The sequence below is a fragment of the Paraburkholderia sartisoli genome, assembly GCF_900107685.1.
Lineage (GTDB): Bacteria > Pseudomonadota > Gammaproteobacteria > Burkholderiales > Burkholderiaceae > Paraburkholderia > Paraburkholderia sartisoli.
The window spans coordinates 46,863-65,281 of sequence record NZ_FNRQ01000002.1 but is presented as its reverse complement, the minus strand read 5'-3'; the positions used below and the strand labels follow the sequence as shown (position 1 = coordinate 65,281).

Here is an 18,419-nt window from a genome sequence, read left to right as displayed (position 1 = left end):
TGGGTCACGTCGCCGGGAATGGCGGACACGTCGCCAGCCCAGCCGCGGCAGAGGCCTATCGCCCGGCGCTGACGTCCAGCAACGCGCCATTCACGTACGAAGCCGCATCGCTTAACAGCCACACGATCGCTTCGGCCACTTCATCCGCGCTACCCGCCCGGCCGAGTGGCGTTTGCGCGCCGAGCACGGCGGCGCGGTCCGGACGTCCGCCGCTCGCGTGAATCTCCGTATCGATGAGGCCGGGGCGCACCGCGTTCACGCGCACGCCCTGCGGGCCGAGTTCTTTCGCGAGACCGATCGTCATCGTATCGACCGCGCCTTTCGAGCTCGCGTAGTCGACGTATTCGTTCGGCGAGCCAAGCCGCGACGCCGCCGACGACACGTTCACGATCACGCCGCCGTCTCCGCCGCGATCTTTCGCCATGCGACGGGCGGCTTCGCGCGCGACCAGAAACGCGCCGAACACGTTGACGTCGAACACCCGCCTGAGCCGTTCGGCGTCCATGTCCGCGAGCTGCATCGAAGGCGCGACGATACCCGCGTTGTTGACCACGGCGTCGATGCGGCCGAACGCATGCACGAGCGAATCGAACATCGCGACGACGGCGCTCTCATCGGCGACGTCGCCGGGAATCACGCGCGCGTGGCCCCCGGCGCGGCCGACTTCGGCGGCGGTTTCACGCGCGGCCGCTTCGTTGTGCGCGTAGTTCACGCCGACCGACCAGCCGCGCGCACCCAGAAGCCGCGCGGTGGCGCGTCCGATGCCGCGGCTTGCCCCTGTGATCAGAACGACTTTGGTCATGGCAGAAGCTCAAAGAAATGTCGGGCGGGCCCGTGAGCCAGGCGCTCAGACGGCTGCGCGGTTCTGCGCCCACTTGTCCGTGGCGGGTGCGCGGTAGCGTTGCAGCTTGCCGATCAGCACATCGGGGTTGGCGTCGATCTGCAGAATGTCGAAGTACTTCTGCTGCATGAAACCTTCGTCGACGGTATGGCGCAGCAACGCCACGAGCGGATCGTAGAAGCCGTCGGTGTTGAGCACGGCCACCGGCTTCTGGTGATAGCCGAGCTGCGCCCACGTGAACACCTCGAACAGCTCCTCGAGCGTGCCGGCGCCGCCAGGCATCGCGACGAACGCGTCGGACAGGTCGGCCATCATCTTCTTGCGCTGATGCATGTCGGGCACGACGTGCAGCTCCGTCAGCCCGGTGTGGCCGACTTCCTTGTTGACCAGCAACTCGGGAATCACGCCGATCGCGCGGCCGCCTGCGGCCATGACCTCATCGGCGATCACGCCCATCAGGCCGACCTTGCCGCCGCCGTACACGAGCGCGAGGTCCGCCTTGACGAGCGCGCGGCCGAATGCCCTCGCGGCTTCGGCGTAAAGGGGGCGGGCTCCGTCCGAGGAGCCGCAATAGACACATACCGCTTTCATGCTCAATCGTCCTTCAATTCTGTGCGCGGCACGGCGCCTTCCCTGGGGGGAAGATAATCGTAAAACTCGCGCCTCGGCAGCTTGCCTGAAACGAGATCGTCGAAGATCTGGCGCGAGCGGCCACGCAGATACGGGGCCATCAGCGAGATGATCTGCACGCTGACCTGGTGCAGTTCGCCGCGGATCGTTTCCTGCTCGTTGTATTTGCGCGGGTTCATCACGAACTGGTACGACAGCCAGTAGGTTGCGATCACACCGATATTGGTGGCGATCACATGCAGTTCGTCGGGCGTCGCGATCATTTCGCCGTCCGTCACCAGTTGCTCGCAGAACTGGCTCGCGAAACGCACCTTGTGGCTGATGATCTGCTTGAAATGCGTCTCGAGCGTGCGGTTACGCGCGAGCAGGTCGTTCAGGTCGCGATACAGAAAGCGATAGCGCCACGTGAAATCGATCATGTACTGCAGATACGACCACATTTCGTCGATGGTCGCGCGGTGATCGTCGGGGAAACGCAGACGCTTTTCGATCTCCTGCTCGAACTGGCTGAAGATGCTGTTGATGATGTCGTCTTTGTTGCGGAAGTGGTAGTACAGGTTGCCTGGACTGATCTCCATTTCCTCGGCGATCGTCGTCGTCGTGACGTTCGGCTCGCCGATTTCGTTGAAGAGCTTCAACGAAAGTTCGAGAATCCGTTCGCGGGTGCGGCGGGGAGGTTTGGCTTCCATGTCGTCCGGCCCTGGTTTGGCCGGGTTGGTGCGCGGCAACATCTGCCGCGCAGTCCACCCGGACGCGGTTGGTATTGTCACAATTGATCGTCTGATTATAAACCGGACGTAATGTGACCAGGACTGCCTGACAGGGACTGACGCGCCCGTGCGCCGGGCGATCTTCAGACGGGGCGGCCGTTCAGCGCCATGCGTCGATCCAGCGGACGACGAGCGGCGTCAGCACCAGCCCCCACGTCATCAGACACATCAGCAGCGCGACCATCACGGCGGCGCTGCCGAGATCCTTCGCGCGGCGTGACAGTTCGTGGCGCTCGAGCGAGATGCGGTCGATGGCGGCCTCGACGCTCGAATTCAGCAGCTCGACGATCAGGACCAGCAACACGGAACCGAGCAGCAGCACGCGCGCGACCGGCTCGACCGGCACGATCAGGCCGATCGGCAGCAGGATCGCCGCCAGCGTCAGTTCCTGGCGAAACGCGCTTTCCTCGCGGATCGCGACCTGGAAGCCGGCCAGCGAATTCTTCATCGCGTGCCATGCGCGCGTGAGCCCGCGATTGCCCTTGTACGGATTGAACGGCAAAGGCGCGAGCGGATCGTCGGGGCTCAGCGGTTCGCTGGATGTGCCGGCGTGGGCGTCGGCTTCGTTTGCCTCCGGATGCGGGTCGTCATCGAAAGGATCGGCGCCTGCGTTTCGTGCATCGGCGGCATCGGTGGCGTGGGGACGCGTCGCGTCACGCGGCGCGCGCAGCGCGTCCGTGGACGCACGGCGGACAGAAGACGTTCTCGCCTGCATGGTGGACGGTGCGCGCCGCGTCATGCGGCGGCGCTTTCCTCGCTGAACGATGCGTGCGGCAGCGGTTTCAGGTGCGCGGCGAACTGCTCCGACGCCGCGCCCCACGAGAAACGTTCCGCCCACGCGCGCGCATGGTTGCGATCGATCTTCAGCGCTTCCAGACACGCTTCGCGCAGGTCGTCGTTCATCGCGCCCGCGCCGCCGTCGCCGAGCACGTCGATCGGGCCGGTCACCGGGTACGCCGCGACCGGCGTGCCGCACGCGAGCGCTTCGAGCAGCACGAGACCGAACGTGTCGGTGCGGCTCGGGAAGACGAATACGTCGGCGGCGGCGTAGACCTTCGCGAGTTCGGCCTGCGTCAGCACGCCGAGATAGTTCGCCGTCGGATAGCGCGACTTCAGTTCAGCGAGCGCGGGGCCTTCACCCGCGACCCATTTCGAGCCCGGCAGATCGAGCTTCAGAAACGCCTCGACGTTTTTCTCGACCGCCACGCGCCCGACGTACAGAAAGATCGGCCGCGCGCTGTTGAGCACCTTCGAGTCCATCTGGTGAAAGATGTCGAGATCGACGCCACGCGTCCACAGCACGACGTTCGTGAAGCCGAATTTTTCGAGGTCGGTTTTCACCACGGGCGTCGGCGCCATCACGGCGAGCGACGGCTTGTGGAACCAGTGCAGGAACCGGTAGGTCGCGGCGAGCGGCATGCCGAAGCGCGCCTGCACGTACTCGGGAAAACGCGTGTGATACGCCGTCGTGAACGGCAGCTTGTGCTGGATCGCATACGCGCGCGCGGCGAGACCGAGCGGGCCTTCGGTGGCGATGTGCAGCGCGTCGGGCGCGAATTCGGCGATACGCTGGCGCAGACGCTTTTTCGGCAGCAGCGAGAGACGGATCTCGGGATACGTGGGGCACGGAATCGTGCGGAATTCGAGCGGCGTGAGCAGATCGACGCGATGACCGAGCGCGGTCAGTTCGCGTGTCGTGTTCTTCAGCGTGCGAACCACGCCGTTGACCTGCGGTTCCCATGCATCGGTGACGATCATGATCTTCATCGTTGTGACCCAGGTAAGGTGAAGGAGTGAGCAGGTTTCGACGTAAGTGACGGGGCTCAGGCAGCGGTCGCCCGGGCCTTTTGCGTGCTTGCTTCCGGCGAGCGCATGACGGTCCAGTAGATCACCTTGAGTTCGCCTTCGAACGTCTCGACGAGCGCCGACAGGCTCTCGACCCAGTCGCCGTCGTTGCAATACAGCACGCCGTCGATGTCGCGAATCTCGGCCTTGTGGATGTGTCCGCAGACCACGCCGTCGCAGCCGCGGCGGCGCGCCTCGTCGGTCATCACGCGTTCGAACGACGAGATGAAGTTCACCGCGTTTTTCACCTGATGCTTCAGGTATTGCGACAGCGACCAGTACTGGAAGCCGAGCCGGATGCGGATCCGGTTGAACCAGCGGTTCAGGAGCAGGATCAGCGTGTAGGCCGAATCGCCCAGGTAGGCGAGCCACTTCGCGTGCTGGATCACGCCGTCGAACAGATCGCCATGCGTGATCCACAGGCGCTTGCCGGCGAGCGTCGTGTGGAACGCTTCGCCGCGCACGTGGATGTCGCCGAACGCGAGGTCGCAGAACTGGCGCGCGCCTTCGTCGTGATTGCCGGGCACGTAGACGACCTGGGTGCCTTTTCTCGCCTTGCGCAGGATCTTCTGCACGACATCGTTGTGCGCCTGCGGCCAGTACCAGCCTTTCTTCAACTGCCAGCCGTCTATGATGTCGCCGACGAGATACAGGTATTCGGATTCGTTGTGCCGCAGAAAATCCAGCAGGTACGGCGCCTGACAGCCACCCGAACCCAGATGGATATCCGAGAGCCAGATCGTGCGGTAACGATGCGTCGCGTCGTGATCGTCTTCGTGATGGCCCGTGCCCGTCATCGGTATCGACGGTGGCGGGGAGAGGGGAATGGCGTTACCGGGAAGGGTGCCCGGTCCGAAAGCGACGGGGTCGACGCCGGGGCCGGTCTGGCGAAAGAGGGAAGTCGCGGACGTCTGGTTGTCCATGGCTCACGCGTCGGGTTGCGGTACGTGCATTCGGCCATCGGCGTGTGTCGGCGCCGTGACAGTCACGAGAAGTTCTTGTTACCGCGATGCGGGGTCATGCGTGTATTCGCGCGCGGATTCGTGCATGTTTCATGCACTTGCCGCTGGCGTTGCAGGCGCGCCACGCCGGTTGTGCGTTGCAGCGATAAACGGCCGCGTGGGGAAAGCCCCAGGTGAGCTTGCCTTGAACTCATGTAATCGATTGCATATCCTCTGAAACGTTTCAATTCCCGTTTTTCCACGCGCTCAACGAAAATCCAGGGGCCATGGCCGACAGGTTGCTTCCCACGCTGCGCGACGTTGCCAATGCGGCCGAAGTTTCGGTCGGCACGGCATCGAAGGTGCTGTCCGGCGCGTCCGGCGTTTCCGCCGCGCGGGCGCAACGCGTGTGGGACGCGGCACGCCAGCTCGGCTATCGCCGCAACGGCATCGCCGCCGACCTGCGTCGCGGCCGGCCGAGTTCGATTGGCTTCGTGCTGCCGGACCTCACGAACCAGTTCTTCGTCGACATCGCGCGCGAGCTCGAAAACCACGCGCTCGAACACGGCTACCAGCTGATCATGGCGCACGCCGACGAAGACCCGGCGCGCGAAATGGAGCGCATCCGCTTCGTGATGTCGCGCCAGGTGGCGGGCATGATCATCATTCCGTGCCGCGGCTATGAACACGCGATCAAGGAAGCCCGCGAGTGCAACGTGCCGCTCGTGATGGCCGATCGCGTCGACGAAACGTTTCCGGCGAATACCGTGACGACCGACAGCCACGGCGCGTCGCGCGACGGCACCGCGCATCTGATCGCGCTGGGCCACAGGCGCATCGCGTTTCTCGTCAACACGCTCGATCTGGTGAATTCGAAGGAACGCGCGGACGGTTATATCGACGCGATGCGCCGCGCGGGGCTCGACAGCTTCATTCAGGTCGTCGAGTGCGGCATGACGGCCGCTGAGATCCACGCGTCGACGCTCGACGTGCTGAGCGCGGCCGTGCGTCCCACGGCGCTCTTCGCCGCCGGCAACGTGACGACGCTCGGCGCGTTGCGCGCGCTTCGCGACGCGAATCTGCGCCTGCCGGAAGACATCTCGCTGCTCTCGTTCGACGACGCGCCGTGGATGGCGGTGTTGCGTCCGTATCTGAGCTCGATCCGCCAGCCGGTCGAGGCGATCGGACACGCGATCTGGCAACTGATGCTGAAGCTCCTGAGCGGCGAGCGCGGCGAGCCCGCGCATCTGACATTCAAGGCTGAACTGCTGGTGCGCGAGAGCACCGCGCGCGTGCCGGAGGACGTCCTCGCGCTGCAACGCGCGCAGGCCGCGGCGCGGCGCTGAGCGCGCACTGGAACGTTTCATTCTTCACGCAGCAAGGGCACAGGGGCAGGGAAGAAGGAGAAGGTCGGCAAGAGAGGCACACAACCGCGCATCACGTAATGCGCAAATTAAGGAGACAGTCGATGAACCGCAACCGTCGCTTGATTACTGGCGCACTTGTCACGGCACCGTTTGCCGGACTCGTGATGAAGGCTGGATACGTGCAGGCCCAGGGCAAGAAATATCGCTTCGGGTTCTCGCAGGTGACCACGGTCGAGCCGTGGCGCGTCCAGTTCAACAAGGACATGAAAGCCGAAGCCGCGAAGCATCCGAACGTCGAGCTCGTGATCGCCGACGCCAACGATCGCACCGACAAGCAGAACGCCGACATGGAGAACTTCATCGCGCAGAAGATGGACGTGATCTTCATCTCGCCGAAGGAGTCGGCCGGGCTCACGGGCGTGGTCGAAAAAGCCTACAAGGCGGGCATCCCGGTGTTCGTGCTCGACCGGACCGTGAACGGCGATGCGTACACGCAGTTCGTCGGTGGCGACAACACGCTGATCGGCAAGGGCATCGGCGAATTCATCGTCAAGACGACGGGCGGCCCGGGCGCGGCGAAAGGCAATATCGTCGAGGTGTGGGGCGGTTTTGGCGCGCAGGCTTCGCACGACCGGCACGACGGCGCGATGGCATTCGTCGGCAAGGAGAAGGGGCTGAAGATCGTCGGCCAGCGCGTGGACTGCGACTGGAAGCAGGACAAGGCGTACGACTACATGAAGACGGTGCTGCGCGTGAATCCGCAGGTCGACGTGGTGTTCGCGCATAACGATCCGATGGCGTACGGCGCGTATCTCGCCGCGAAAGACGCGGGCGTCGAGAAGAAGATCAAGTTCGTCGGCGCGGACGGCCTGCCGAACGAGGGCGCCGTATGGGTCGAGAAGGGCATTCTGACGGCGACGTTCGTGTACCCGACGCCGGGCGCCGAAGGCCTGCGTCAGGCGCTCAAGATGCTCGGCGGCGAGAAGATCCCGAAGAAGGTGATCCTGCCGACGCAGGGCATTTTCGCGGACAACGCGAAGCAGTTCGTGGCCGGCTGAGGTTGATGCAGGGTTGATGCAGCCGCAACAGGCACAAGCCGTGCGCGCCGCGCCCGTCGCATGACGGGACGGCCGCGGCGCGCACGCTTCGCAACGCCGATCCGACTGAACCGACTGAACCGACGAGGCGAACGGCTTTCATGATGCAACACGCAGCAGGCAGTCACACCCCGCGCGAAGCGCAACGCTCCACGCCGCCCCTTTCACACGAAGGCGCCGCAGCGCCGCTCGTCGCCGCATCGCGCATTTCGATCGCGTTTAGCGGCAGCGCGGCGCTCACCGACGTCGACTTCGATATCGCGGCGGGCGAAGTCCACGCGCTCGTCGGCGAAAACGGCGCGGGCAAGTCGAGCCTGATGAAGATTCTCGGCGGCCTGTACCTGCCGGACGCGGGCACGATCGCCGTCGCGGGCGCGCCCGTCGCGTTCAGAACCAGCGCCGACGCGATGGACGCCGGCATCGCGATCATTCATCAGGAACTGAACCTGGTCGACAGTCTTTCCGTGGTCGACAACCTTTTTCTCGGCAAGGAAATCACCACGCGCTTCGGCTTTCCCAACCATGCCGCGATGCGCGCGAAGGCGCGCGAGGTGCTGGCGCAACTCGGTTTCAGGCCGGCGCCTGATGCGCTCGTCGGGCCGCTGCGCATCGGCGAAAAACAGCTGATCGAAATCGCGAAGGCGCTGCTCGCCGACGCGCGCGTGCTGATCATGGACGAGCCGACGTCCGCGCTCTCCGACACCGAAACGCAGGCGCTGTCCGGCCTCGTGCGCGAGTTGCGCGAGCGCGGCATGGGCATCGTGCTGATCAGCCATCGCCTGCAGGAAGTCTTCGATCTGGCCGATCGCGTCACCGTGCTGCGCGACGGCCGCCATATCGCGACGCTGCCGATCGGCCGCGTCGAATCCGCCGAACAGCTCGTCTCGATGATGATCGGCAAGAACTTCGTCGCGCCGCATCGCGAGGCGGGCGAACTGCGCGGCGCCGCCGATACGATGATCACCGTGCGCGACCTGACGCTGCACGGCGAGCATCGCCCGGTTGTCGATCGTGTGTCGTTCGAGGTGCGGCATGGCGAGGTGTTCGGTCTGTCGGGGCTGCTCGGCGCGGGCAAGACCGAGATCCTGGAAACGCTCTTCGGCGTGTCGTCGTATCGCGTGGAAGGCGCCATCGAAATCGGCCCGGCGCGGCGTGCGTTCACGACGCCCGCGGCGGCGGTCGAAGCCGGCGTCGCGTTCGTCACCGAGGACCGCAAGACGGACGGCCTGCTGCTCGAGGATTCGGTGGAAGCGAATTTCGTGCTGCCGAGCCTCGCGCGCGTCGAAGGCTTTCCGTTCTACCGGCGCCGCGCGATCGCGCGGCGCGTGACGGCGCAGGCGAAGTCGTCGAACGTGAAATGCGGCGGCGTCGCGCAGACCGTCACGACGCTTTCGGGCGGCAACCAGCAGAAGCTCATCATCGGCAAATGGCTGATGACGCAGCCCGACATCCTGCTGCTCGACGAACCCACGCGCGGCGTCGACGTGGCCGCCAAATCCGAAATCTACAGCCAGATCCTGCAGGCGGCGCGCGCCGGCCTGACGGTCGTCGTCGCGAGCTCGGAGATCGACGAGCTGATGCTGATGTGCGACCGCATTCTCGTGCTGTGTGAAGGGCGCGCTGCCGGCGTGCTGGAGCGTGCGGCGTTTTCCGCCGGACAGCTCGTGAAGCTGGCTTCGCCCTGATCGACCCGGAGACAGAGAACATGCTGAAAGCGAATGAACCGGCCCAGACCCGGGCCCCCGATGTGCTCCCCGACTCGCGGCAGCGACGCCTGCGGGCGTGGCTGACGAACGTCAAATACTACCTGGGGCTGATCGTGCTGATCGCGCTCGGCGCGCTGACCTCGCCGCATGCCGCGGACGGCAGCAACATCTTTCTGTCGGCGGCGAATTTCTCGGACGTGTTCCGTCAGGTCGCGAACGTCGGCGTGATGTCGGTCGGCATGACGCTCGTGATCATCACCGCCGGGATCGACCTGTCGGTCGGCTCGGTGATGGGCTTCGGCAGCGTGCTGACCGCGATCCTGCTGACGACGCCGGGCTCGAACACCGCGTCGTGGACCGCGCTCGGGCTCGACGCGGCGAGCATCTTCATCATCGTCTGCGGCGTGGGCGGCTTGCTGGCCCGGCGTACGCGGGTGCATATGCGGGGCGCGGGTGTCCACGCACGGCGGCGCCACGGCCTGCGCATGGCGGTGGCGCTCGCCTGCGCGCTCTGCGCGTGTGCGTATGCGTGGCACCAGTTGCCGATCAAGGTTTCGCTGTGGACGGTCCTGTGGATGGTGCCGCTCGCGGGCCTCGCAATCGGCGCCCTGAACGGCTGGATCATCACGCGCGGCCGGATGCAGCCATTCATCGTCACGCTCGCCGCGATGGTCGGCGTGATGGGCGTGGCGCGCCTCGTGGCGGGGCAGGATACGGCCGTCTATTCGATCTACAGCGGCAGCAATGCGACCACGGACATCGAACTGCTGCGCGCGGTGCTGTTCGGCGTGGTGCCGGTGCCCGCGCTCTTTTTCGTCGTGATCGCGCTGATCGCGGATTTCGTGCTGAACCGGACCGTGTTCGGCAAGTACCTGTACGCGATCGGCGGCAACGAGAAATGCGCGCGCATTTCCGGCCTCAAGGTCGACCGCAACAAGATCGCCGCGTATGCGATCTCCGGGATGCTGTCGGCGCTCGTCGGCGTGCTGTACGCGGCGCAATACCGGCAGGGCAAGGCGGACGCGGGCGTCGGCTGGGAACTCGACGCGATCGCCGCGGTGGTGATCGGCGGCACGAGCCTGATGGGCGGCGTGGGACGGATTGCGGGAACGGTAGCCGGCGTGCTGATCTTCGGCTTTCTCGGCAACATCCTGCTGCTCAACAACATCGACAGCAACACGCAGCTCGTGATGAAAGGACTGATCATCGTGGTCGCCGTGTTCCTGCAGCAGACGCGCATGAATCCGCAGACGATGCTCGCGCGCCTGGGCGGCCGCAAGGGCGTGACGGCGAAGCCGCCGCAGCGGCCGGCGCAATCGTCAGGGAGCGGGGCGGAGAAGCGTTGAGAGGTGGCCTGAAGCGAACGCGCGAGGTGCGTGCTTAACGCGCGAGCTCGACGATTCGCGTGCCGGCGAGCCGGTCGTGCAGGAACTGGCGGCTCGCGCCGAAACGACCGGTGGCGGCCCAAAGCACGAACCAGATGGCCGCGACGATGAGCGTCTGCGGCACGGCGAGACCCACGAGCGGATGCAGCGCGAGCGGCGGCAGGAACCACAGCCACGCGAGCACGTAGCGCACGATCGCGCGCGGCGCCGACACGGGCGCACCGTCGGCGCCGACGAGGCGCAGGCGCCAGGTTTTCATCGGCAGCGTCTGGCCGCCATGCGTCCAGAACCAGACGAAATACGCACCGACCACGAAACCCACCCAGGCGGCGAGCAGGTTGTGATGCGTGAGGCCGTTGCGTTGCTGCGTCAGCGTGCTGAACAGGTAGCCTGCGATGAACACGATGCCGAACAGGATCACGCCTTCGTAGAGCATCGTCGCGAGGCGGCGGCGCACGGTCGGCGCGGGCGTCGGGCGATCGGGCGTCAGGTCGGCGGTGGTGGACGGGCTGGACACGGATCGTGGGACGCGAAAAGAGGGCTCAGGAGCCGTTGAAGATCGACGGCGCTTCGGCGGGCGAAACCGGTTGCGGCGTCGCGGGAACGAAGCTGCCGGCCGGCGTCGTGCCCGGCGGAAGGGCGGGGGACGCGGGCACCGGCACGCCCGCGGCCGACGCGGCCGATGCCGGCAATGCCGGCTTGACGGCGCTCGCGCCGCGCGCGTTCACCAGCCGGTCGATGTCCTTGACCTCGGATTTGCCGGTCGGCGGCGCGCTGACGACGGTCGGCCGGCGCCTGTGCTCGCTCGCGGCAAGCCGCTCCTTCTGTTCTTCCGGCAGTTGCTGGTAGGCCTTCCAGGCATTGCGGCGCGCCTCGCGCGGCAGCTCCTTCGACGCCTGATAGTTCTCCCGCGCGACACGCCGCTGCTCGGGCGTGATGCGGGTCCATTCGGTCATCTGGTCGTGGAGGCGCTTTTGCGCCTCGGGCGACATTTTCGCGTACCGCGACGCGATCTTGATCCATTTACGCTTGCGCGCATCGCTGAAGGTGTCCCACTGGCTGGCGAACGGCGCGAGCGCGACGTGCTCCGCTTCGGTGAGCCGGGACCACGAAAGCGGGTTCTTGCTGGCGATCCCCTGCAGGTCGACCCCCAGCGAAGGCGCGGACGACGAGGCCGGCGCACCGGCGACGGGCGCCGAAGGGGAAACAGGCTTTGGATTGAAACGTGGCCAGGTTGCGGCGAACGACACCAAAGCCGCGATCACGCATCCGGAGACAACGGCGAGGCCGCGCTTGTAACTCACCCGAGCGGCCCCCGTTCAGCGCGCGCGCGACAGATACGCGTTGAACCCGTGATCCAGGTACGCGTTGAGCGGCAGGTCGTCGCTCAGCATGGCGGCGTCGATATCGGCGAGTTCGGCGGTGCGCTGCTGGTCTTCCCAGTAGGCAATCGCCACGAGGCTCACGACCAGCGCGGCGAGCGGCCACGCGAGCGCGAAACGGCGCAGCGGCGAGCGGCGCGGCTTGCCGGCGGCGTTGCGATCCGGCGACGGGGCGTGAGCCACCATGCCGGCGAAAGCCGGTGCGAACACCGGCACCGGTTCGGCTTTCTTGCGGGCGAGCGCGGCCCGGCGCGCCGCGGCGAGCCGTTCGACGGTGGCAGACGGGAGAGCGGCAGTATTTTCGTCGAGTACACGACGCAGCTGCCGCGCAAACTCGAGTTCTTTCGTATCGGGAGCGGAGCTCATAGCGTGATTCCTTTGGCCCTGAGCGCGTGCGCCAGCGTGTGGGTGGCCCGCGAGCAGTGCGTTTTCACACTGCCTTCCGAGCAGCCCATGGCGGCGGCGGTCTCAGCAACATCCATATCTTCCCAGTAACGCATGAGAAAGGCCTCCCGTTGACGTGCAGGCAGTTTCTGGATTTCTTCGTCTATCAGTTGCAGGACCTGTTCGCGTGCGAGGCGCTGTTCGCTGCTTTCCGCTGCCGCCGATCCTTCCTGGGCTTCGAACGTTTCCAGCAGGTCGAAATCCTCGTCGTCGGCGCCGCCGAGCGACGAGAACAGGCTGACCCACGTATTCCGTACTTTCTGCCGGCGAAAGTGGTCGTGCATCGTATTCTGGAGAATACGCTGAAACAAAAGCGGGAGTTCGGCCGAAGGACGGTCGCCGTATTTTTCGGCGAGCTTGATCATCGCGTCCTGCACGATGTCGAGTGCGGCGTCATCATCCCGCACGGCGTAGACCGTCTGCTTGAATGCGCGCCTCTCGACGCCCGCCAGAAAATCGGCGAGTTCCTTGTCTGATGCCATCCGTTTGGGGGTCGGCGCAGCCGGCGTGCGCGTAATCGATCGAAAAATGTCGTAAAACCCGCGGATGCTAACAAACTTTTGCCCGCGCCAGGGAAAAGAGGGCGCCGGCGCCTCGCCACGGTAAAACGTGCCTGTCCGCCCCCCGGAACATGCCGCGCCGCGGAAATATCTGCTTGACCAATATCGCGACAGCAGATATCGTCAACGGTTCGCAACATAAGTGACCTGTCTCATTTGAGGTGTGGCCCAAGAAGCTCACCTGTCAAACTGGACGCGCCGCTTGAACCCGAGCCACAAGCCCGGCAGAGAGCACCCGATCAATTTTTTGCCGAAAATTCGAAAGGTGAACAATGAATATGCCCAGCGCGGAATTCTCCACGTCGGATACGACTCCCCCTCACGAAGCTGACTCTATCGGCGCCACCGTGCTCATGAAGGCACTGGCCGACGAAGACGTCGAATTCATCTGGGGCTATCCCGGCGGCTCGGTACTCTACATCTACGACGAGCTGTACAAGCAGGACAAGTTCCAGCACGTTCTCGTGCGCCACGAGCAGGCCGCGGTTCACGCCGCCGACGCCTACGCGCGCTCGACCGGCAAGGTCGGCGTCTGTCTCGTGACCTCTGGCCCCGGCGTCACCAATGCGGTGACGGGCATCGCCACCGCCTACATGGATTCGATTCCGATGGTCGTGATCAGCGGGCAGGTTCCGACCGCCGCGATCGGCCAGGATGCGTTCCAGGAGTGCGATACGGTCGGCATCACGCGTCCGTGCGTGAAGCACAACTTCCTCGTGAAGGACGTGCGCGACCTCGCCGCCACCGTCAAGAAAGCGTTCTTTATCGCCCGTACCGGCCGGCCCGGCCCGGTGCTGATCGACATTCCGAAAGACGTGTCGAAGATGCCCTGCCAGTACGAGCCGCTCAAGACCGTCTCGCTGCGCTCGTATAACCCGGTCACGAAAGGCCACTCCGGCCAGATCCGCAAGGCGGTCGCCCTGCTGCTGTCCGCGAAGCGCCCGTATATCTACACCGGCGGCGGCATCATTCTCGCGGATGCGTCGCGCGAGCTGAACCAGTTCGCCGATCTGCTCGGTTACCCGGTCACGAACACGCTGATGGGGCTGGGCGGCTATCGCGCGAGCGACAGGAAATTCGTCGGCATGCTCGGCATGCACGGCACGTACGAAGCCAATATGGCGATGCAGCACTGCGACGTGCTGATCGCGATCGGCGCGCGCTTCGACGACCGTGTGATCGGCGATCCGGCGCACTTCGCGTCGCGGCCGCGCAAGATCATCCATATCGACATTGATCCTTCTTCCATCTCCAAGCGCGTCAAGGTCGACATTCCGATCGTCGGCGACGTGAAGGAAGTGCTGAAGGAATTGATCGAGCAGCTGCAGACGGCCGAGCACGGCCCCGACACCGCGGCGCTCGCCGACTGGTGGAAGGACATCGAGGCCTGGCGCGCGAAGGATTGCCTGAAGTTCGACCGCAAGAGCGAGATCATCAAGCCGCAGTACGTGGTGGAAAAGGCGTGGGAGCTGACCGACGGCAATGCCTTCGTGTGTTCCGACGTCGGCCAGCACCAGATGTGGGCGGCGCAGTTCTATCGCTTCAACAAGCCGCGCCGCTGGATCAATTCCGGTGGCCTCGGCACGATGGGCTTCGGCCTGCCGGCGGCGATGGGCGTGAAGATGGCGCATCCGGACGACGACGTGCTCTGTATCACGGGCGAAGGCTCGATCCAGATGTGCATCCAGGAACTGTCCACCTGCAAGCAGTACAACACGCCGGTGAAGATCATTTCGCTGAACAACCGCTATCTGGGCATGGTGCGCCAGTGGCAGCAGATCGAATACAGCAAGCGCTATTCGCATTCGTACATGGATGCGCTGCCCGACTTCGTGAAGCTCGCCGAAGCGTACGGGCACGTCGGCATGCGCATCGAAAAGACCGCGGATGTCGAACCGGCGCTGAAGGAAGCGCTGCGCCTGAAAGATCGCACGGTGTTTCTCGATTTCCAGACCGATCCGACCGAAAACGTCTGGCCGATGGTTCAGGCCGGCAAGGGCATCACGGAGATGCTCATGGGTTCGGAAGATCTATAACGACCGTTTCTGACGCTGGCTTCGTCGCGCACGCCTTCACGAAAGGCGACAGCAGACGAAGCGGCACGAAGCGGCCCGCATACATCGATACATCGACATCTGGAAGAAGCGAAACATGAGACACATTATTTCAGTGCTGCTGGAAAACGAACCGGGCGCGTTGTCGCGCGTGGTCGGTCTTTTCTCGGCACGCGGCTACAACATTGAAACCTTGACGGTGGCCCCGACCGAAGACCATTCGCTGTCGCGCATGACCATCGTTTCCATTGGCTCGGACGACGTGATCGAACAGATCACGAAGCATCTGAACCGCCTGATCGAGGTGGTGAAAGTGGTCGACCTTACCGAGGGCGCCCATATCGAGCGAGAGCTGATGTTGATCAAGGTAAGGGCGGTCGGCAAGGAGCGTGAGGAGATGAAGCGGATGTCGGATATTTTCCGCGGCCGCATCATCGACGTCACGGAAAAGACCTACACGATCGAACTGACGGGCGCGAGCGGCAAGCTCGATGCCTTCATCGAAGGGCTCGACGCTACCGCGATTCTCGAAACGGTCCGCACGGGCAGCTCGGGGATCGGGCGCGGCGAACGCATTCTGAAGGTGTGACGCCGTTTGCATCGATCACGGCCGGATCCGCGCGCTGTCCATGACGCGAATCCGGCCCGCAGTACACAACACGCAGTACCTGAATCTCTCTGAATATCGCCAAGGAACGAACATGAAAGTTTTCTACGACAAGGACGCCGACCTCTCCCTCATCAAAGGCAAGCAGGTCACCATCATCGGTTACGGCTCGCAAGGCCATGCCCACGCGCTGAACCTGAGCGAAAGCGGCGTGAACGTGACGGTGGGTCTGCGCAAGGGTGGCGCATCGTGGAGCAAGGCTGAGAACGCCGGCCTGAAGGTCAAGGAAGTCGCCGAAGCCGTGAAGGGCGCGGACGTCGTCATGATGCTGCTGCCGGACGAGCAGATCGCCGAAGTCTACGCAAAGGAAGTCCACGCGAACGCGAAGCAGGGCGCAGCCCTCGCATTCGCGCACGGCTTCAACGTGCATTACGGCCAGGTGATCCCGCGCGCGGATCTGGACGTCATCATGATCGCGCCGAAGGCGCCGGGCCACACGGTTCGCGGCACGTACTCGCAGGGTGGCGGCGTGCCGCACCTGATCGCGGTCGCGCAGGACAAGTCGGGCGCGGCCCGTGACATCGCGCTGTCGTACGCGGCGGCCAACGGCGGCGGCCGTGCCGGCATCATCGAAACGAACTTCCGCGAAGAAACCGAAACCGACCTGTTCGGCGAACAGGCCGTGCTGTGCGGCGGTACGGTCGACCTGATCAAGGCCGGCTTCGAAACGCTGGTGGAAGCGGGCTACGCGCCGGAAATGGCGTACTTCGAGTGCCTGCACGAACTGAAGCTGATCGTCGACCTGATCTACGAAGGCGGCATCGCGAACATGAACTACTCGATCTCGAACAACGCCGAATACGGCGAGTACGTGACGGGTCCGAAGATCGTGACGGCCGAAACGAAGAAGGCGATGAAGCAGGTTCTCACCGACATTCAAACGGGCGAGTACGCGAAGAGCTTCATCATCGAAAACCGCGCTGGCGCGCCGACGCTGCAATCGCGTCGCCGTCTGACGGCCGAGCACCAGATCGAAACGGTCGGTGCGAAGCTGCGCTCGATGATGCCGTGGATCGCCGCGAACAAGCTCGTCGACCAGTCGAAGAACTAGGCCGGTGCTGCATTCGTCCGGTTTGTGCGTTCGCAGCAATCGCGAACGCACTGCCGGATGTTCCCAAAAGCCGCCCAGGTGTGATGAACCCTGGGCGGCTTTTGCTATCCTACGGTTTTACAAAAATACTGAAGCCACTCATGAATTACCCTCATCCGATCATCGCGCGCGAAGGCTGGCCGTTCATCGCCATCGCGGCCGTCGTTGCGTTGTTGATCCATGCCATCGCGGGGTTTGGCTTTGCATGGCCGTTCTGGCTGATCCTGATTTTCATCGTCCAGTTCTTCCGCGATCCGGCTCGCCCGATTCCCACCCAGGCCAACGCCGTGCTGTGTCCCGCCGACGGTCGCATCGTCGCCGTCGAAACGGCGCGTGATCCGTACGCCAACCGCGAAGCGCTGAAGATCAGCGTGTTCATGAATGTGTTCAATGTCCACTCGCAACGCTCGCCGGTGGATGGCGCGATTTCGAAGGTCGAATATTTTCCGGGTGCCTACCTGAACGCCGCAGTCGACAAAGCCTCGCTCGAGAACGAGCGCAACGCGCTGGTGATCGAAACGGCGAGTGGCCAGACGGTCACGTCGGTGCAGATCGCGGGCCTGATCGCACGCCGGATTCTTTGCTACGTGCGCGCGGGCGAACCGCTCACGCGCGGCCAGCGCTATGGCTTCATCCGTTTCGGTTCGCGTGTCGACGTGTATCTGCCGGTGGGCAGCCGTCCGCGCGTGTCGATTGGCGAGAAGGTGTCTGCCTCGTCGACGATCCTCGCTGAACTATAACGCGGCACAAGGAGGTTTCGATGGCCGCATTCAAACCGCGTCGACCGCGTAGCGCCGGCCCGCAGCCCCGGCCTTTCCGCCGCAAGAAGCCGATCCAGGAGCCGGGTGTCGTCGACAGCCGGCGTGCCGCGCGCCAGCAGTTCCTGCGCAAGCGCGGCATCTATCTGCTGCCGAACGCCTTTACCACCGCCGCGCTGTTCTGCGGCTTTTTCGCCGTCGTGCAGGCGATGAACGTGCGCTTCGAAATCGCGGCGATCGCGATTTTCGTGGCGATGGTGCTCGACGGCATGGACGGCCGCGTCGCGCGCATGACGCACACGCAGAGCGCGTTCGGCGAGCAGTTCGACAGCCTCTCGGACATGGTGTCGTTCGGCGTCGCGCCGGCGCTCGTGATGTACGAATGGATCCTGAAAGACCTCGGCCGCTGGGGCTGGCTCGCGGCGTTCGTGTACTGCTCGGGCGCGGCGCTACGGCTTGCGCGCTTCAACACGAACATCGGCGTGGTCGACAAGCGCTTCTTTCAGGGCATGCCGAGTCCGGCCGCCGCGGCGCTGATCGCGGGCTTCGTGTGGCTCGCCACCGATAACCGCGTGCCGCTGAAGCTCGTCTGGCTGCCTTGGGTCGCGTTCGTGCTGACGATCTATGCCGGCGTGACGATGGTGTCGAACGCGCCGTTCTACAGCGGCAAGGCGCTCGACGTGCGGCATCGCGTGCCGTTCGGCGTGATCCTGCTGGTGGTGATGGCGTTCGTGCTGGTGTCGTCCGATCCGCCGTTGATGCTGTTCGGCCTCTTCGTGCTGTACGGGCTGTCGGGTTATGTGTTCTGGGGCTACCAGACGCTCCGGGGCAGGGCGAACCCGGCCCGTTCGTCCCAGCGCGATCACTGAACGCTGCTTGCGC

The 18,419-nt window shown here is 64.6% G+C and carries 19 protein-coding genes; 9 read left to right on the top strand and 10 right to left on the bottom strand.

Going from position 1 to position 18,419, the window contains the following annotated elements; translation table 11 throughout:
• Window positions 1–55 precede the first annotated feature (55 nt).
• From BLV45_RS07470 to BLV45_RS07445, 6 genes are all read right to left on the bottom strand, one after another.
• Complete coding sequence (locus tag BLV45_RS07470) at window positions 56–802, bottom strand: SDR family oxidoreductase (RefSeq protein ID WP_090531407.1); 747 nt, start codon at window positions 800–802, stop codon at window positions 56–58.
• A 45-nt stretch (window positions 803–847) separates the two neighbouring features.
• Window positions 848–1,432 carry an LOG family protein gene (locus BLV45_RS07465; protein ID WP_090531405.1) on the bottom strand — a complete coding sequence of 195 codons (585 nt, stop codon included), beginning with the start codon at window positions 1,430–1,432 and terminating at the stop codon, window positions 848–850.
• A 2-nt stretch (window positions 1,433–1,434) separates the two neighbouring features.
• Complete coding sequence (locus BLV45_RS07460) at window positions 1,435–2,160, bottom strand: TetR/AcrR family transcriptional regulator (protein ID WP_090532775.1); 726 nt, start codon at window positions 2,158–2,160, stop codon at window positions 1,435–1,437.
• A gap of 181 nt (window positions 2,161–2,341) precedes the next feature.
• On the bottom strand, window positions 2,342–2,980 hold the full coding sequence (locus BLV45_RS07455) for a diacylglycerol kinase (RefSeq protein ID WP_090531403.1): 639 nt from the start codon (window positions 2,978–2,980) through the stop codon (window positions 2,342–2,344).
• Complete coding sequence (locus tag BLV45_RS07450) at window positions 2,977–4,008, bottom strand: glycosyltransferase family 4 protein (RefSeq protein ID WP_090531401.1); 1,032 nt, start codon at window positions 4,006–4,008, stop codon at window positions 2,977–2,979. Before BLV45_RS07450 ends, BLV45_RS07455 begins: the two co-directional genes overlap by 4 nt.
• Before the next feature lie 56 nt (window positions 4,009–4,064).
• The gene (locus BLV45_RS07445; protein ID WP_090531399.1) at window positions 4,065–5,009 is read right to left on the bottom strand and encodes a UDP-2,3-diacylglucosamine diphosphatase; all 945 of its coding nucleotides are present in this window, start codon (window positions 5,007–5,009) and stop codon (window positions 4,065–4,067) included.
• 305 nt (window positions 5,010–5,314) lie between these two features.
• Here BLV45_RS07445 and BLV45_RS07440 point away from each other — a divergent pair, with 305 nt between their 5' ends.
• The 4 genes from BLV45_RS07440 to BLV45_RS07425 all read left to right on the top strand — a co-directional run bounded on the left by BLV45_RS07440 (window position 5,315) and on the right by BLV45_RS07425 (window position 10,543).
• Complete coding sequence (locus BLV45_RS07440) at window positions 5,315–6,373, top strand: LacI family DNA-binding transcriptional regulator (RefSeq protein WP_090531396.1); 1,059 nt, start codon at window positions 5,315–5,317, stop codon at window positions 6,371–6,373.
• A gap of 122 nt (window positions 6,374–6,495) precedes the next feature.
• Window positions 6,496–7,452, top strand: coding sequence for a substrate-binding domain-containing protein (locus BLV45_RS07435; protein WP_090531394.1), 957 nt, complete (start codon window positions 6,496–6,498; stop codon window positions 7,450–7,452).
• A 140-nt stretch (window positions 7,453–7,592) separates the two neighbouring features.
• Window positions 7,593–9,176 carry a sugar ABC transporter ATP-binding protein gene (locus BLV45_RS07430; RefSeq protein WP_245753156.1) on the top strand — a complete coding sequence of 528 codons (1,584 nt, stop codon included), beginning with the start codon at window positions 7,593–7,595 and terminating at the stop codon, window positions 9,174–9,176.
• Window positions 9,177–9,196: 20 nt separating this feature from the next.
• Entirely contained in the window at window positions 9,197–10,543 is a 1,347-nt protein-coding gene (locus BLV45_RS07425; RefSeq protein ID WP_090531392.1) for an ABC transporter permease, read from the top strand.
• Between the two features lie 34 nt (window positions 10,544–10,577).
• Here the strand turns inward: BLV45_RS07425 and BLV45_RS07420 are convergent, their stop codons facing one another.
• From BLV45_RS07420 to BLV45_RS07405, 4 genes are read right to left on the bottom strand one after another with little or no spacing between them, the layout of a single operon-like run.
• Window positions 10,578–11,099 carry an RDD family protein gene (locus BLV45_RS07420; RefSeq protein WP_245753155.1) on the bottom strand — a complete coding sequence of 174 codons (522 nt, stop codon included), beginning with the start codon at window positions 11,097–11,099 and terminating at the stop codon, window positions 10,578–10,580.
• A 25-nt stretch (window positions 11,100–11,124) separates the two neighbouring features.
• Window positions 11,125–11,886, bottom strand: coding sequence for a DUF3106 domain-containing protein (locus tag BLV45_RS07415; RefSeq protein ID WP_090531390.1), 762 nt, complete (start codon window positions 11,884–11,886; stop codon window positions 11,125–11,127).
• Between the two features lie 15 nt (window positions 11,887–11,901).
• Window positions 11,902–12,330 (bottom strand): DUF3619 family protein, encoded by a 429-nt coding sequence (locus BLV45_RS07410; RefSeq protein WP_090531388.1) that lies wholly within the window; start codon window positions 12,328–12,330, stop codon window positions 11,902–11,904.
• Window positions 12,327–12,890: an RNA polymerase sigma factor gene (locus tag BLV45_RS07405; protein WP_090531386.1), complete on the bottom strand. Its 564-nt coding sequence runs from the start codon at window positions 12,888–12,890 to the stop codon at window positions 12,327–12,329. The genes BLV45_RS07410 and BLV45_RS07405 overlap by 4 nt, the downstream gene beginning before the upstream one ends.
• A gap of 350 nt (window positions 12,891–13,240) precedes the next feature.
• On the opposite strand from BLV45_RS07405, the gene BLV45_RS07400 reads away from it, so the two are divergent.
• From BLV45_RS07400 to pssA, 5 genes are all read left to right on the top strand, one after another.
• Entirely contained in the window at window positions 13,241–15,004 is a 1,764-nt protein-coding gene (locus tag BLV45_RS07400; RefSeq protein ID WP_090531384.1) for an acetolactate synthase 3 catalytic subunit, read from the top strand.
• Window positions 15,005–15,119: 115 nt separating this feature from the next.
• Window positions 15,120–15,611, top strand: a complete 492-nt coding sequence (gene ilvN / locus BLV45_RS07395; protein ID WP_090531382.1) for an acetolactate synthase small subunit — start codon at window positions 15,120–15,122, stop codon at window positions 15,609–15,611.
• Between the two features lie 40 nt (window positions 15,612–15,651).
• Window positions 15,652–16,740 carry a ketol-acid reductoisomerase gene (gene ilvC / locus BLV45_RS07390; protein ID WP_281246306.1) on the top strand — a complete coding sequence of 363 codons (1,089 nt, stop codon included), beginning with the start codon at window positions 15,652–15,654 and terminating at the stop codon, window positions 16,738–16,740.
• A 140-nt stretch (window positions 16,741–16,880) separates the two neighbouring features.
• Complete coding sequence (locus BLV45_RS07385; RefSeq protein ID WP_090531378.1) at window positions 16,881–17,519, top strand: phosphatidylserine decarboxylase; 639 nt, start codon at window positions 16,881–16,883, stop codon at window positions 17,517–17,519.
• A 20-nt stretch (window positions 17,520–17,539) separates the two neighbouring features.
• Window positions 17,540–18,406, top strand: a complete 867-nt coding sequence (gene pssA, locus BLV45_RS07380) for a CDP-diacylglycerol--serine O-phosphatidyltransferase (protein ID WP_090531375.1) — start codon at window positions 17,540–17,542, stop codon at window positions 18,404–18,406.
• Window positions 18,407–18,419 lie beyond the last annotated feature (13 nt).